General features: G+C 61.4%; 16 protein-coding genes. 11 read left to right on the top strand and 5 right to left on the bottom strand.

The window, feature by feature from the left end; genetic code table 11:
- The 3 genes from QM609_RS24910 to QM609_RS24900 all read left to right on the top strand — a co-directional run.
- A partial coding sequence (locus QM609_RS24910; protein ID WP_283337590.1) for a hypothetical protein occupies positions 1 to 713 on the top strand: 713 nt, incomplete at its 5' end.
- Between the two features lie 3 nt (positions 714 to 716).
- Positions 717 to 1,217 (top strand): ImmA/IrrE family metallo-endopeptidase, encoded by a 501-nt coding sequence (locus QM609_RS24905; RefSeq protein WP_003946241.1) that lies wholly within the window; start codon positions 717 to 719, stop codon positions 1,215 to 1,217.
- Positions 1,214 to 2,215 carry a hypothetical protein gene (locus QM609_RS24900; protein ID WP_003946245.1) on the top strand — a complete coding sequence of 334 codons (1,002 nt, stop codon included), beginning with the start codon at positions 1,214 to 1,216 and terminating at the stop codon, positions 2,213 to 2,215. The genes QM609_RS24905 and QM609_RS24900 overlap by 4 nt, the downstream gene beginning before the upstream one ends.
- A gap of 60 nt (positions 2,216 to 2,275) precedes the next feature.
- Here the strand turns inward: QM609_RS24900 and QM609_RS24895 are convergent, their stop codons facing one another.
- Positions 2,276 to 2,692, bottom strand: coding sequence for a helix-turn-helix domain-containing protein (locus QM609_RS24895; RefSeq protein WP_003946231.1), 417 nt, complete (start codon positions 2,690 to 2,692; stop codon positions 2,276 to 2,278).
- A 479-nt stretch (positions 2,693 to 3,171) separates the two neighbouring features.
- On the opposite strand from QM609_RS24895, the gene QM609_RS24890 reads away from it, so the two are divergent.
- The 3 genes from QM609_RS24890 to QM609_RS24880 all read left to right on the top strand — a co-directional run bounded on the left by QM609_RS24890 (position 3,172) and on the right by QM609_RS24880 (position 4,849).
- A complete protein-coding gene (locus QM609_RS24890; protein ID WP_003946253.1) occupies positions 3,172 to 3,327 on the top strand; it encodes a hypothetical protein in 156 nt (51 codons plus the stop codon).
- A 145-nt stretch (positions 3,328 to 3,472) separates the two neighbouring features.
- Positions 3,473 to 4,318 carry an SDR family oxidoreductase gene (locus QM609_RS24885; RefSeq protein ID WP_050654498.1) on the top strand — a complete coding sequence of 282 codons (846 nt, stop codon included), beginning with the start codon at positions 3,473 to 3,475 and terminating at the stop codon, positions 4,316 to 4,318.
- 48 nt (positions 4,319 to 4,366) lie between these two features.
- On the top strand, positions 4,367 to 4,849 hold the full coding sequence (locus QM609_RS24880; RefSeq protein ID WP_030536322.1) for a DUF2505 domain-containing protein: 483 nt from the start codon (positions 4,367 to 4,369) through the stop codon (positions 4,847 to 4,849).
- Here the strand turns inward: QM609_RS24880 and soxR are convergent.
- Both soxR and QM609_RS24870 read right to left on the bottom strand, forming a co-directional pair.
- Positions 4,835 to 5,314 carry a redox-sensitive transcriptional activator SoxR gene (soxR, locus tag QM609_RS24875; RefSeq protein ID WP_050654499.1) on the bottom strand — a complete coding sequence of 160 codons (480 nt, stop codon included), beginning with the start codon at positions 5,312 to 5,314 and terminating at the stop codon, positions 4,835 to 4,837. The two genes, QM609_RS24880 and soxR, sit on opposite strands and share 15 nt — an antisense overlap.
- A 5-nt stretch (positions 5,315 to 5,319) precedes the next feature.
- Positions 5,320 to 5,808 (bottom strand): heme-binding beta-barrel domain-containing protein, encoded by a 489-nt coding sequence (locus QM609_RS24870; protein ID WP_003946270.1) that lies wholly within the window; start codon positions 5,806 to 5,808, stop codon positions 5,320 to 5,322.
- A gap of 99 nt (positions 5,809 to 5,907) precedes the next feature.
- On the opposite strand from QM609_RS24870, the gene arcA reads away from it, so the two are divergent.
- A complete protein-coding gene (gene arcA, locus QM609_RS24865) occupies positions 5,908 to 7,125 on the top strand; it encodes an arginine deiminase (RefSeq protein WP_003946210.1) in 1,218 nt (405 codons plus the stop codon).
- A 13-nt stretch (positions 7,126 to 7,138) separates the two neighbouring features.
- Here the strand turns inward: arcA and arsC are convergent, their stop codons facing one another.
- Positions 7,139 to 7,492, bottom strand: a complete 354-nt coding sequence (gene arsC, locus QM609_RS24860; protein ID WP_003946209.1) for an arsenate reductase (glutaredoxin) — start codon at positions 7,490 to 7,492, stop codon at positions 7,139 to 7,141.
- A 94-nt stretch (positions 7,493 to 7,586) separates the two neighbouring features.
- On the opposite strand from arsC, the gene QM609_RS24855 reads away from it, so the two are divergent.
- From QM609_RS24855 to QM609_RS24840, 4 genes are all read left to right on the top strand, one after another.
- Positions 7,587 to 8,270 (top strand): SDR family oxidoreductase, encoded by a 684-nt coding sequence (locus tag QM609_RS24855; RefSeq protein ID WP_050654500.1) that lies wholly within the window; start codon positions 7,587 to 7,589, stop codon positions 8,268 to 8,270.
- Between the two features lie 42 nt (positions 8,271 to 8,312).
- Positions 8,313 to 8,672 (top strand): GntR family transcriptional regulator, encoded by a 360-nt coding sequence (locus QM609_RS24850; protein WP_003946225.1) that lies wholly within the window; start codon positions 8,313 to 8,315, stop codon positions 8,670 to 8,672.
- A gap of 48 nt (positions 8,673 to 8,720) precedes the next feature.
- A complete protein-coding gene (locus QM609_RS24845; RefSeq protein WP_003946228.1) occupies positions 8,721 to 9,152 on the top strand; it encodes a DoxX family protein in 432 nt (143 codons plus the stop codon).
- A gap of 84 nt (positions 9,153 to 9,236) precedes the next feature.
- Positions 9,237 to 10,871: a BCCT family transporter gene (locus QM609_RS24840; RefSeq protein WP_003946258.1), complete on the top strand. Its 1,635-nt coding sequence runs from the start codon at positions 9,237 to 9,239 to the stop codon at positions 10,869 to 10,871.
- A 72-nt stretch (positions 10,872 to 10,943) separates the two neighbouring features.
- Here QM609_RS24840 and QM609_RS24835 read toward each other — a convergent pair whose 3' ends face one another.
- Positions 10,944 to 12,452 carry a dolichyl-phosphate-mannose--protein mannosyltransferase gene (locus tag QM609_RS24835; RefSeq protein ID WP_050654501.1) on the bottom strand — a complete coding sequence of 503 codons (1,509 nt, stop codon included), beginning with the start codon at positions 12,450 to 12,452 and terminating at the stop codon, positions 10,944 to 10,946.
- Positions 12,453 to 12,507 lie beyond the last annotated feature (55 nt).

Here is a 12,507-nt window from a genome sequence, read left to right as displayed (position 1 = left end):
CGACCACGACGACTGAGCCGACGACCACGACTGAGCCGACCACGACGACTGAGCCCACGACCACGACTGAGCCCACGACGACTGAGCCCACGACGACTGAGCCCACGACCACGACTGAGCCCACGACCAACCCTTCGGCGTCGCAACGTCCGAGCAGCAGCGCTTCTCCCGCGACCAACGCAACTTCTGCGACCAACGCAACTTCTGCGACCAACGCAACTTCGCAGACCGAGAGTCCTTCGAGCCAAGCACCCTCCGAGACACAGTCTGCTTCCGAATCGCAGCCGAGTTCCGAGCAGTCGTCCGCGGTAGCGGCTCCGCCGGCTGGACCGTCTGATCCGCAGGGACCGTCAGCGGGCGGCGGAGCGCCTGCACCCTCTGCCGGTGGACCGGCAAACGCTGCGCCGGGCGCAGTCGCAGCCCCTTCCGCACCCGAGGTTCTGGCCGCACCCGCACCCGTAGCTCCGCAGGTACCGTCGAACGTTCCGAACGTCGCGGCTCCGACTGACAACCCGCAGGCATTTCCGACGGCGTTCACTCAAGGGCTTCCGCCGATTCTCAACGCCGCCGCCGTCGCCGGCGGTGTAGGCGGAATGGCAGTGGTAGCGGCCGGTGCGGGAGCACTGACTTTCCGCGGAGCATCGCTGCAGAAGGCACGATTGGCTGCCGCGCGTGCCGAATTCCTGGCACCCGGATCACAGGGAGGTGCGTGAGTCGTGCCGGACAGACGTTCACATCGCCGCGTTCTGGCCGCGGTGGATGCCGTATGCGACGCAGCAGCGTCGTCGGAGGCAGTGTCACTGCTGACGGTGGTGCAGACAGTCGCCCGCGAGCGTGGGCGCCCGATCGAGATCGATCTGGAAACCCCTCTCGCCACCGGAGTGTGCGGTCAGCGCCGGGCCTACGACGACCACGACGTCATCGTTTTGGCTCCCGGACTACCCAATGTCGAGCGGACTCTGGCACATGAGTTGGGGCACATAGTGTTTCGCCACGAGGGTGCCGAGATCGCCGAGGCGACGCTCGAGGTCAGTGACGATTTGATCGCCTACATGTTGAGTCAACGTTCTCTGCGGCGCAACGAACCCGTGCCGATGGACGACATCGCGGAGTGGGAAGCCGAGACGTTCGCGTCGATGTTGATCATGCGTCTGCGAACGATGAGTGGCCGTGGGACACCGCTGTCGGTGTTGCGGTACGACGAGGCGATCGGATGATCTTTTGGGCTGTGGCCCTTCTCGTCTGGGTTGCAGCCGGCGCGAGACTGGGTCGAGTTGTCGCGCGCACCGCGACGCCGTTGCGAATGTCGATGGTCTTTGCAGGCTTCTCGGTCGCATTGTCGTCGACGGTCATGGTGCCGGCGGTATGGGACATCGTCGATCGCATTGCGCCGGAGCAGCATGCCGCCGCGATGATCGTCATCGTCTTGTGGACAGCGTTGTCTGCGGCCAGTGCAGTCGGCGCCGTGTCTGCGTGGCCGGTGATGTCACGTCCGGCTATGCGCGGCCTCGCCACCGTGCTGTACTCGGTGGGGCTCCTGGTGGCGATCGCGGTTCTCTTCGGCTACCCGGCGCCGGCTCTGATCTTTATCATCGTCGCTCTGTCCCTTGTCATTTCGACGGGGCTACGGCACGTTGCGTGGGCGCCGTTGGGGCGCGGAATCGCGTTGATCGTGACCGGTTCGTCGATCCTGCTCGTCGTGGTCGTCGTGATGCTTGTCGAATCGATCGGTGGCACCGGCGCACTCGAATCGGATATCTGGACGGGCGCAGGGGTGTGGTTCATCGCTGCCTCGAGTGTTCTGATTGCGCTGGGCATCACGTGGGTGCTTCTCGAGACCTGGTTACGTGCGCGACGAGATCTGTACCGGCTGCGGCGGATGCACGCGCTTCTCGTCAAGCGATTCCCCGAGGTAGTCGACGCGGACAGCGCCGGGAGTACGTCTGTGCTGCGGGCATCGGACATGATCGCGCAGATCATGGATGCGATGTACATCCAGTCCGGCGCCGGGATGTTCGACGTCGGTGGTCAGGAACCGCCGCGGGCCGTCACTGCACACGCGGGGATTTTGGCGGGGTGGATCGCCGATCCCTTGGCCTCGGATGTGTTGGACACCAGGTGGATTGCGCCTCCTGAGAAGATGTCGGCGCGCCGATGGGTGTTGTTGTTGGCGAAAGAACTCGATGAAACGACAAAAGTAGGTCGACGTTCGTAGTCGACCTACTCCATGTCATTGCAGTGCTCGAGATCGAGTCAGTGCTTCAGCACGGTCACATCAGCGTGACGCGTCAGGCGGAACCTCTGGCAAACCTTCACTCGCGCGGAGCTTTTCAGCCATCGTGGTGAGTAGATTCTGCGATTCTTCCGAGAGGTCGAATGCACGGCTCGAGAGGCGGCGAAGCCCGTAGCCTTGGAGCTGTGAGAGCAGTTCGAGATCGTGATCGATCTTGGCTGCGTAGATGTCGTTGAAGAAGTAGTCGGGCTTCACCTTGAAGAACCGGGCGAAGGCTGCGACTGTCTCGTCTGAGGGGTTGGTGCGCTGTCCCGAGCGGAGCTGCGAGATGTACGGCTTGGAGATCTGATGGCCGTCTTCGATGAGCGCTGCCGCAACCTCGGCGTTGGTATGGGGTTTGCGCCCCGGAGGATGAACACTGTCGAACAGTTTGTTCAATCGTTCTGCAAAGTCAGCCATTGTGAACCGCCCCGTAATCCTCTCTAGCTAGCAATTGTCCGTTCAGTGAATCCTACGGTATCACGCGGATAACCGATCGGTAGCTCACCGTAGTCTGTTTAGTGGACTAGTTGTCAAATGTGTCCGAGATTCGATTCGTCCGGCCAATGAGTGCTCAGCTATGTCTCAGCGCACATTGAGTTTCCGCCACACGGAAATGTGCAGCTACGACTGCGCTATTCGAACCTTCCAGTACTTGGCCAATCTGCCCAATATCAAACCTTTTACCCGTTTTGGCGATATTAGCTATGCGTTAGCCTGGTTTTTCACAACTATTTCGATTGAAAAACTGCAGTTCAAGCGATGTTTGAAGGTTTGGGGTCGCGATCAGGGTGGCTGGTTGCGATGTCATGCGGATCACCTCGGGGTTGAACCTTGAACGGTTTGCCGGATTGCGATCTGTGCTAGCTAAACCCTCCGAGTGGGTGCAGAATTGTGACATGAAACACACGATGAGCGATGATGAATTGCGCCGCGCAATCCGTGAAATTCAGGATCGAGCCCACGACGCACGCAAGCGTGGGGACGATGTAGCGGCGGAAGAACTCGACCGTACGGTCAAGGGCTATCAAGAGCAGATGATGCAGCGTCTCTAGTGCTCGCTGCGGTCGTCTCTGTGCGGTGTTTGCGCGGAGTACGGCCGTGCCCCGCAGGTCGTCTTGCGTGTTTCAGGGCGGCCGCACCGTGCGTGCGTAGACTTTCCCGCATGTCCACAGTACGAGTGCGGGGGAGTGTTCATCCATGTCTGTAAGGTCGCTCGACGGCAAGAAATGCCTGATCACCGGCGCCGGTAGTGGAATTGGACGTGCAACTGCGCTGCGTGCATCAGAGGTCGGCGCCGAATTGTTTCTCACCGATATCAACAGCGTCGGATTGGAAGAGACGGTCGCGATGGTCGGCGCCGGCGGCGGCACGGTCAGCATGGCGAAGGCACTCGATATCTCGGACTACGACGAGGTCGTGAAATTCGGTACCGAGATTCACACTCAATTCTCTGCGATGGATGTCGTCATGAATATCGCCGGCATTTCAGCGTGGGGAACTATCGAGAACCTCGAACATCGGCATTGGAAGTCCATGGTGGACGTCAACCTGATGGGGCCGATACATGTCATGGAGACGTTTGTTCCACCCATGATTCGTGCCGGCAAGGGTGGACACCTGGTCAACGTGTCTTCGGCTGCCGGACTTTTGGCCCTGCCGTGGCACGCCGCCTACAGTGCGAGCAAGTTCGGCCTTCGCGGGGTGTCCGAGGTGCTGCGATTCGATCTGAAGCGGCACGGAATCGGGGTCAGTCTGGTTGTGCCGGGTGGGGTGAAGACGCCATTGGTGGGGACCGTGGAAATAGCGGGTATCGACAGGAACGACCCGCGGGTCGAAAAACTCACGCACCGGTTCGAGGCGCGTGCTGTCTCCCCGGAGAAGGTGGCGTCGTGCATTCTGCGGGGAATCGAGAAGAATACGTACCTCGTATATACGTCCAATGACATCCGATTCGGATACTGGTGGGCGCGCAAATTCGCCCTGCCTTACGAGTTCGTGATGCAAAAAGCGAACGACCAGTTCAGTAAATTGCTCAAGCGATGAGCGTTAACTCCGCCGGGACTTTTATCTAGTCGAATAGGGACCAAAGTCATGCCGAAGAGTTTTCACTTCGATATCGAATTCAAATATCCGATCGACGACGTGCATCGAACTTTGACCGACCCGAATTATTGGAAAGGCAGACTCGGAGACCTTTATGCCACCTCGGACATCGAAGTTCGAGACGGATCGATCGAAGTATCCGTGTCCGAGGAAATCGACTCCGCCTCCCTCCCGAGCCTGGTCGCCAAGGTTGCGCCGAGTCGGCTCGGTCTGAAACGGGTCGATCGGTGGGGACCTCTGTCGGACGGGCGTGCAGCAGGGTCGGTCACCGGAATCGCGCGGGGACTGCCGATCCGAATCGAGACGACGCTCGATCTCACCGCCGCCGAGTCCTGCACGCGGTTGGTCGTCGACGGAACGGCTGAGGTGAAGATGCCGATCATCGGCGGCCAGATCGAGAAGTTGCTGAAGAAGACCGTCGAGGACTTGTTGGGGCGCGATCGGGACGCCGTCGAGTCATTTCTCGCCTGAGTCTGCACCGAAATCTACTTCCAGAACGCGCGCACCCGGGCCGGCGGATGCGAGTTGATCGTGCGGGTTGGCGAGGGCGCACCCCTCCAACGAGAGGCACCCGCAACCGATGCAACCGGTGAGGTTGTCCCGTAGACGTTCCAGTTGCTCGATGCGTAGATCGAGGTGGCGCCGCCACCCGGTCGACAATCTTTCCCAATCTGCGCGGTTCGGGGTACGGCCTTCAGGAAGTGTGCCGAGGGCCTCTCTGATTTCCGACAGCGGAATGCCGACGCGTTGCGAGATTCTGATGAAGGCGACGCGTCGAAGCGTGTCTCGTTGGTATCGGCGCTGGTTTCCGCTGGTCCGGCGACTGACGATGAGGCCTTCTCGTTCGTAGAAATGCAGGGCCGAGACGGCGACACCGCTGCGCTCGGAGAGCTGGCCGGGCGTGAGTTCCTTTGCCTTCCACGACGGCATCTCCATGGCGACTACCGGTCCGTCGCCCGGTGGAGGGTGGCGTGGAGATGATGTGTCAGCGGGGTGTCACCGTGCGCCATCCACAAGTCGTATGTCAGCGTGTCGCCCTGAACGCGCATGACTCGCCGGACGTCGTGAACCGGTTTTGCGTCGGGTGATGCTGCGAGCGTGAGACGGGTCAAGGCGAGAGTGCCTTCGGAGTCGAGGGTGCCGCGATGGATCTCGACGAATCCGGTGGGCTGGCTGACCAGCAATTCGAGCTCACCACCCGGTGTTGGGCGCAGGTATCCCGATTCCATGTGAAGCGGTCGTCCGTCGGGGAGCCCACGAGTGCGCGACGAGTAGGTGAGAAACGGTTTCGGGGTGGGCGCGAACTCGATCTCCTCGGAGTACTCGAAGTCGTCGATGGTGGGGAAATGTCCGGCTCCAGCGCCGACCCAGCGCCCGGTGAACCTCTCGATTCCGGCGCCGTTCAGCGCCGCCTGATCCGTACTACTCATTGCCTGGTCCTCTCGCCTGCGTCGGATCAGACGTTACGCGGACCAGTACGACAGCTGCTTGTCCCTGCTGGGTGGGGCCTACGGGATTAGTGTTCACTCATGAACGCTTCTGGCTCCGTCCCCCTCGGTGTCGATTCCGAGGTGGGCCGATTGCGATCGGTCATTCTTCATCGTCCTGGCGACGAGTTGAAACGATTGACTCCGCGCAACAACGACGAGCTGCTGTTCGACGCGTTGCCGTGGGTGGACCGCGCGCAGGAAGAACACGATCAGTTTGCGACCGTCCTTCGTGAGCGCGGCGTCGAGGTACTGCTTTTGTCCGATCTCCTCACCGAGGCGCTCGAGGTCAGTGGCGCAGCGAGGATCCAGGGAATCGCGGCCGCCGTGGACGCACGCAAGATCGGCCACGCGCTCGGGCAACACCTGGCCGCCTACCTGCGAAAGGTGGAGCCGAAGGAGCTTTCGTCGATCCTTACTGCAGGAATGACGTTCGACGAATTGCCGATCGATGCCGACTCGACCTCGTTGGTGCGCAGGATGCATCACGGCGGTGACTTCGTGATCGACCCGTTGCCCAACTTGCTCTTCACCCGTGATTCGTCGTTCTGGGTCGGGCCACGGGTCATCATCACGTCCTTGGCGTTGTCAGCGCGAGCTCGCGAATCCTCGATAACGGATCTCGTCTACGCACATCACCCTCGATTCAAAGGCGTGCGCCGCGCGTACGAGTCGCACACGGCTCCTGTCGAGGGAGGTGACGTGCTGCTTCTCGCGCCGGGGGTGATCGCAATCGGTGTCGGTGAACGTACGTCACCCGCCGGAGCAGAAGCATTGGCGCGTAGCGTGTTCGACGACGGCCTCGCCCACACGGTGTTGGTTGTTCCGATCGAGCAACGCCGAGCGTCGATGCATCTCGACACGGTCTGCACCATGGTCGAGGCCGACGCGGTCGTCATGTATCCGGCCATTCAGGACACCCTGGCGGCGTTCACTCTGCGCAAGGAAGACGACGGGGTGAGTATTCGCGGTGCGACGCCGTTCCTCGAAGCGGCGGCCGACGCCATGGGAATCGGAAAACTGCGTGTGATCGACACCGGACTCGACACGGTGACTGCCGAGCGTGAGCAGTGGGACGACGGAAACAACACCCTCGCCGTCGAGCCTGGCGTCGTCGTCGCTTACGAGCGCAACGTCGAAACGAACGCCAGGCTGGAGGCCTCGGGTATCGAGGTTTTGCGAATCGCGGGTTCGGAACTGGGGTCCGGCCGAGGTGGTCCTCGGTGCATGTCCTGCCCGATCGCCCGCGATCCGCTGTAAGCCGTCGACGCTGTCAGAGAATTTCTTCCACCTTGGCTGCAGGCCGCGCGAGGACGGTGCCTTTGTCGGTGACCACGAACGGGCGTTCGATCAGAATCGGGTGCTCGATCATCGCGTCGAGGATCTCGGATTCGGATGCATCGGCGAGCCCGAGTTCCTTGTACTGCGTTTCGCGCTTGCGAACGGCTTGGCTGGGCTCGAGGCCGGCGTCGGCGAGGAGTTTTTCCAGCTCGGATCGGGTAGGCGGAGTATCGAGGTACTTCACAATGGTCGGTTCGATGCCGGCGTCGCGGATAAGTCCGAGAACAGTCCGCGACGTGTTGCACCGTTGATTGTGGAAGATGGTTGCAGATGCCATGTCCGTCATTCTGCCTCTGTGTCCGAACTCGTGGGACAAACAGGGGAACAACGGACACCTCCGGCGCGCTGCACTTGAAGTACCGACTTGTGAGGAGAAAACGATGACGGAACATCGAAGTGTGGACGAACGGCGCGTGGTCATTGCCGGTGGGCACGGCAAGATCGCGCAGCACCTGACGTACCTGCTGGCAGGACATGGTGATCGGCCGGTAGCGCTGATCCGCAACTCCGCGCACGAGGGTGCGGTCCGCACACTCGGCGCGTTCCCCGTGGTGATCGATCTGGAATCCTCCACGGTCGAGGAAGTTGCGAAGGTACTCGACGGTGCCGACGTCGCGGTCTTCGCCGCGGGCGCCGGACCTGGTAGCTCGATCGAGCGGAAGGACTCCGTAGACCGAGCTGCGGCGGTGCTGTTGGCCGATGCCGCCGAGAAAGCGGGAGTGCGTCGGTTCATTCAGATCAGCGCCATGGGTGCTGGTGACGAAATACCGGAGAACACCGACGAGATTTTTGCCGCCTACCTGCGGGCGAAGACGGCAGCGGAGGAAGACCTGAAGACAAGGACTTCGCTGGATTGGACGATTCTTCGGCCAGGACTTCTGACAGACGACGACCCCACCGGTGAAGTCCTTCTTGCAGAGCCACCCGTCGATCGAGGCTCTGTGCCTCGTGCAGATGTCGCCGCAGTGATCGAAGCGCTCATCGACGCGCCGTCCAGTGTCGGCAAGATATTGGTTCTGACCTCCGGCCCGCATACGATCCGCGAAGCGATCGAGGGTTTGTGAGAGAGAAGATGCTGTGACCGAGAAGATACGACGAGGGTGACGATGAAGATCGCGATCGAACACGATTCCTCCACAGCTCCGTACGACCAACTGCGGCAACAGATTATCGAGCAGGTTCACGGCGGCGGATTGATTGCGGGAACCAAGATCCCGACGGTGCGTGCATTGGCCTCGGAGCTGGGATTGGCGGCCAACACCGTCGCGAAGGCTTATCGCGCGCTCAGCGATCAGGGCGTGATCGAGACGAGGGGAAAGCAAGGGACGTTCATCGCTTCGGGGACCGATCCGGTGCAGGCGCAGGCGGAGCAGGCGGCGACCGCGTTTGCGCATAAGGTCCGCTCGCTCGGGTACTCCGACACTGAGATCGTCGCCATGGTGGAGTCGGCATTGAGAGGTGCGTGACACATTGATTAAGTTGACGCTTCAACTTAAAGCTGTCAGTCTTGGCTCATGAATTCGTCGATTGCTCGTGACCTCGGACTCCTCATCGCCCGTGTCGGCCTCGGGATCATCTTCATCGCCCACGGTTGGCAGAAGTTCTTCACCTACAAGATCGCCGGAACGCAGGCCGCATTCGAAGGGATGGGCGCCCCGCTCCCCAAGATTTCTGCAGTTCTGGCAGCATCCATCGAACTCGGTGGCGGCATCCTGCTCATCGCGGGTCTGCTGACCCCGCTCGTCGGCGCACTGCTGTTCCTCGACATGGTCGGCGCGTTCTTCATCGTGCACGCCGACAAGGGCGTCTTCATAGACAACGGCGGCTATGAACTCGTCGTCGCACTCGGTGTCGGTTCGCTCTTGATCGCTGTTATCGGCGCAGGACGCATCAGCATCGACGGATTGATCGGCAAGGGCAACGGTTGGGTTAAAACCCCAGCTTGATCGGGGTGAGAAGGCGGGTTCAACGGCTGTTGAGCCCGCCTTCCAGCTTGCTTTTGGCCCACAAAGTGACGAACGTAGTCATCTATGGTGACGAAATCTGATCGATCCGAACAAGATTCCGGGGCCAACGAAGAGCGCCCGGAGACGGGCTTTACTCGGGTAGGCGTTCGGACCGACTACGTGGTGTTTTCCGTGGCGGCCGCAGCGGTGCTGGCTATTGTCGTGTGGGGTCTCGTAGCTCCCGACAACCTGAACTCGGTAACCGGAAGTGTTCTCGGCTGGTTGGTGACGAACATCGGCTGGCTCTTCGTACTCGCAGCTTCTGCTTTCGTGCTGTTTTCCATCTACCTCGCTGTCAGTCGATTCGGCGACATTCCGCTGGGCAAAGACGGTGAGAAGCCCGAGTTCCGAACCGTCAGCTGGATCGCCATGATGTTCAGTGCCGGCATGGGCATCGGCCTGATGTTCTTCGGTGTCGCGGAGCCGCTTGCGCACTACGTGACTCCGCCTCCCGGCACCGACGGTGGCGTCGGAACTGCCATGGCTACCACCATGTTTCACTGGGGTCTTCATCCTTGGGCGATGTATGCCGTTGTGGGCCTTGCCATTGCGTACGGGTCGTATCGCCGAGGACGCAAGCAACTGTTCAGTTCGGCCTTCATCCCGTTGCTCGGTCGCAAAGCCGAAGGGCCGATCGGCAAGGTCATCGACATCCTGGCAATCTTTGCGACACTTTTCGGCACCGCAGCATCTTTGGGGCTCGGCGCACTTCAGATCGGCTCCGGTTTCGAGGTAGTCGGCTGGATGGAAGAAGCCGGCGTATTCCTGCTCGTGGCCATCGTTGCGGTACTGACCCTGGCGTTCGTCGCTTCGGCAGTTTCCGGTGTGGCCAAGGGAATTCAGTGGCTCTCCAACATCAACATGGTGCTCGCATTGATCTTGGCCCTGTTCGTGTTCGTTCTCGGGCCGACCGTGCTGATTCTCAATCTGCTCCCGACGACCATTGGTGCATACGTTTCCGACCTCGCCCAGATGTCGGCCCGCACGGGTGCATCGTCGAATCCTGAAACCGGCGCGTGGCTTTCGTCGTGGACGATCTTCTACTGGGCATGGTGGGTGTCCTGGACGCCGTTCGTCGGCATGTTCCTGGCCCGCATCAGCCGCGGCCGCACGATCCGCCAGTTCATCGTCGGCGTCATCGCCGTTCCCACGACTGTCAGCTTGCTCTGGTTCGCGATCTTCGGCGGCGCAGGCATCGGCGAGGAACGCGACGGAATCGGCTTGTCCGGCCGAGGCTCGGAAGAGGCTCAACTGTTCGGCATGCTCGACAATCTGCCGTTGGCCGGAGTGACGACTGTCCTGGTCATGCTGCTCGTCGCAGTGTTCTTCGTCTCCGGCGCCGACGCTGCGTCGATGGTGATGGGGACGCTCTCGCAGCGCGGAACGCTCGAACCGAGTCGCTGGGTCGTGGTGTTCTGGGGCATGTTGACCGGTGGCGTCGCGGCGCTTCTGCTGTGGACCGGTGGTTCCGAAGCGCTCGACGGCTTGCAGACCATGACGATCATCGCTGCGGCGCCGTTCGTGCTGGTCATGATCGGATTGTGCTTCTCGCTGTACAAGGATCTTTCGCACGACCCGATCATCATTGCGGCGAAGGAGCAGAAACGTGCTCTCCTACGCCCGCGCCGAGGACGCCGTGTGGGTAAGTCAGTGGAGTAGGACTTGAGCGGAGTAGGACTTGAACCGTGAAGGGGCACCGAACTGCGGTTCGGTGCCCCTTTTGTCGTCCGGTTATTTCCAGCTGGGCAACCACAGATGGTTCTGCCACGATTCCGGCGTGATCGGCATGGCGGTGAGTATCGGCCAGAGGTAGACGAAGTTGGCCACGACCAGACCGATGTACAGACTGACTGCCAGAAGTCCGGTGGTACGACGCTCGACGGACGCGCTCGCCTTGCCCAGTACATCGCCGAGGACCAGCGCAAATCCCATGACCATGAACGGGGCGAGTGCAACTGCGTAGAAGTAGTACATCTGGCGGTCGAGCGTCGCGAACCACGGGAGGTAAGCGGCACCGTAGCCGGTCAGGACCACGGCGTATCGCCAGTCCCTGCGCACGAACGTCTGCCAGATCGCCCACGCCAACATCGGTAGGGCCAGCCACCACATCGCCGGTGTGCCGATCAGCATCACGGCCTTGACGCAGCTGGCGGCCCCGCAACCGGTGACCTGCTCGCCGTCGGCGTAGTAGTAGAGCATCGGTCGTAGCCCCATCGGCCACGTCCACGGTTTCGACTCCCACGGGTGGTGGTTTCCGGCGGAGTTGGTCAGACCGGCGTGGAACTGGAGAACGTTTCCGCTGTAGTACCAGAGTGAACGCAGTGCGGAGGGAATGAAGCTCCATGTGCCACCCTCACCGATCTCGTTCCCGACGGCGTGACGGTCGACGCCGGTCTCGCTGGTGAACCAGGCCCAGTAGCTCGCGAGGTACACACCGAGCGGAATGATCACCAACGCATACAGAGCCGGCCCGATGTCGCGAAATGCAGTGCCGACCCATGGGCGCTGCACGCGGTAGGCGCGGCGCGCTGACAGGTCGAAGGCAACACTGAGCAATCCGAAGAACAGAATGAAGTACATGCCGGACCACTTGGTGCCGCAGGCCAGGCCGAGCAGGATGCCGGCGCCGAACCTCCACCACCGGAAACCCAGCCGCGGACCCCAGGCAGAGTCGCCGATTCGGCCCTCTTCGTATACCTTCGCCATCCGTTCGCGGACTTGGTCGCGATCGACCACCAGGCATCCGAGAGCAGCGAGGACGAAGAAAGCCAGGAAGATGTCGAGCATCCCCAGGCGTGAGGAGACGAAGGTGACGCCGTCGACGATGAGCAGGATTCCGGCAATCGCGCCGATCAGCGTGGAGCGCGTCATGCGGCGCACGATCCGGATGATCAGCAAGACCATCAGTGTCCCGACCAGGGCCGACGAGAATCGCCACCCCCAACCGTTGTAACCGAAGAGTGCTTCGCCGATCGCGATCATCTGCTTACCGATCGGCGGGTGTACCACCAATCCGTAACCGGGATTGTCTTCGATGCCGCCACCGGTCAGAACTTGCCAGCCCTGCGGAACGTAGTGCTTCTCGTCGAAGACAGGTGTGCCGGCGTCGGTCGGGTAGGCGAGCATCGTGAAGCGTGTGATCGCCGCGATAGCGGTGACGAAAGCGGTGACGATCCAGCCGCGCAATCTGTCGGTCGGGCCGAAATCAGGATCCGGTACCAGCGGGCCGGGACTACGCATTACCCGATCGCTCGTGGCGGGCGTTGGCCGCTCGTCCGTCTGCACAGTCACCTGG

It is taken from the genome of Rhodococcus sp. IEGM 1302 (assembly GCF_030056935.1).
Classification (GTDB): Bacteria; Actinomycetota; Actinomycetes; order Mycobacteriales; family Mycobacteriaceae; genus Rhodococcus_F; species Rhodococcus_F qingshengii.
Note: the sequence above shows the minus strand (reverse complement) of the source record. Positions and strands in the feature narration are given on the sequence as shown.

Bases quoted from the DNA above. Each gene is read 5' to 3' on its own strand.
- QM609_RS24900 (WP_003946245.1), top strand. From the start codon at position 1,214: ATGATCTTTTGGGCTGTGGCCCTTCTCGTCTGGGTTGCAGCCGGCGCG.
- QM609_RS24895 (WP_003946231.1), bottom strand. From the start codon at position 2,692: ATGGCTGACTTTGCAGAACGATTGAACAAACTGTTCGACAGTGTTCAT.
- QM609_RS24890 (WP_003946253.1), top strand. From the start codon at position 3,172: ATGAAACACACGATGAGCGATGATGAATTGCGCCGCGCAATCCGTGAA.
- QM609_RS24885 (WP_050654498.1), top strand. From the start codon at position 3,473: ATGTCTGTAAGGTCGCTCGACGGCAAGAAATGCCTGATCACCGGCGCC.
- QM609_RS24880 (WP_030536322.1), top strand. From the start codon at position 4,367: ATGCCGAAGAGTTTTCACTTCGATATCGAATTCAAATATCCGATCGAC.
- soxR (WP_050654499.1), bottom strand. From the start codon at position 5,314: ATGGAGATGCCGTCGTGGAAGGCAAAGGAACTCACGCCCGGCCAGCTC.
- QM609_RS24870 (WP_003946270.1), bottom strand. From the start codon at position 5,808: ATGAGTAGTACGGATCAGGCGGCGCTGAACGGCGCCGGAATCGAGAGG.
- arcA (WP_003946210.1), top strand. From the start codon at position 5,908: ATGAACGCTTCTGGCTCCGTCCCCCTCGGTGTCGATTCCGAGGTGGGC.
- arsC (WP_003946209.1), bottom strand. From the start codon at position 7,492: ATGACGGACATGGCATCTGCAACCATCTTCCACAATCAACGGTGCAAC.
- QM609_RS24855 (WP_050654500.1), top strand. From the start codon at position 7,587: ATGACGGAACATCGAAGTGTGGACGAACGGCGCGTGGTCATTGCCGGT.
- QM609_RS24850 (WP_003946225.1), top strand. From the start codon at position 8,313: ATGAAGATCGCGATCGAACACGATTCCTCCACAGCTCCGTACGACCAA.
- QM609_RS24845 (WP_003946228.1), top strand. From the start codon at position 8,721: ATGAATTCGTCGATTGCTCGTGACCTCGGACTCCTCATCGCCCGTGTC.
- QM609_RS24840 (WP_003946258.1), top strand. From the start codon at position 9,237: ATGGTGACGAAATCTGATCGATCCGAACAAGATTCCGGGGCCAACGAA.
- QM609_RS24835 (WP_050654501.1), bottom strand. From the start codon at position 12,452: ATGCGTAGTCCCGGCCCGCTGGTACCGGATCCTGATTTCGGCCCGACC.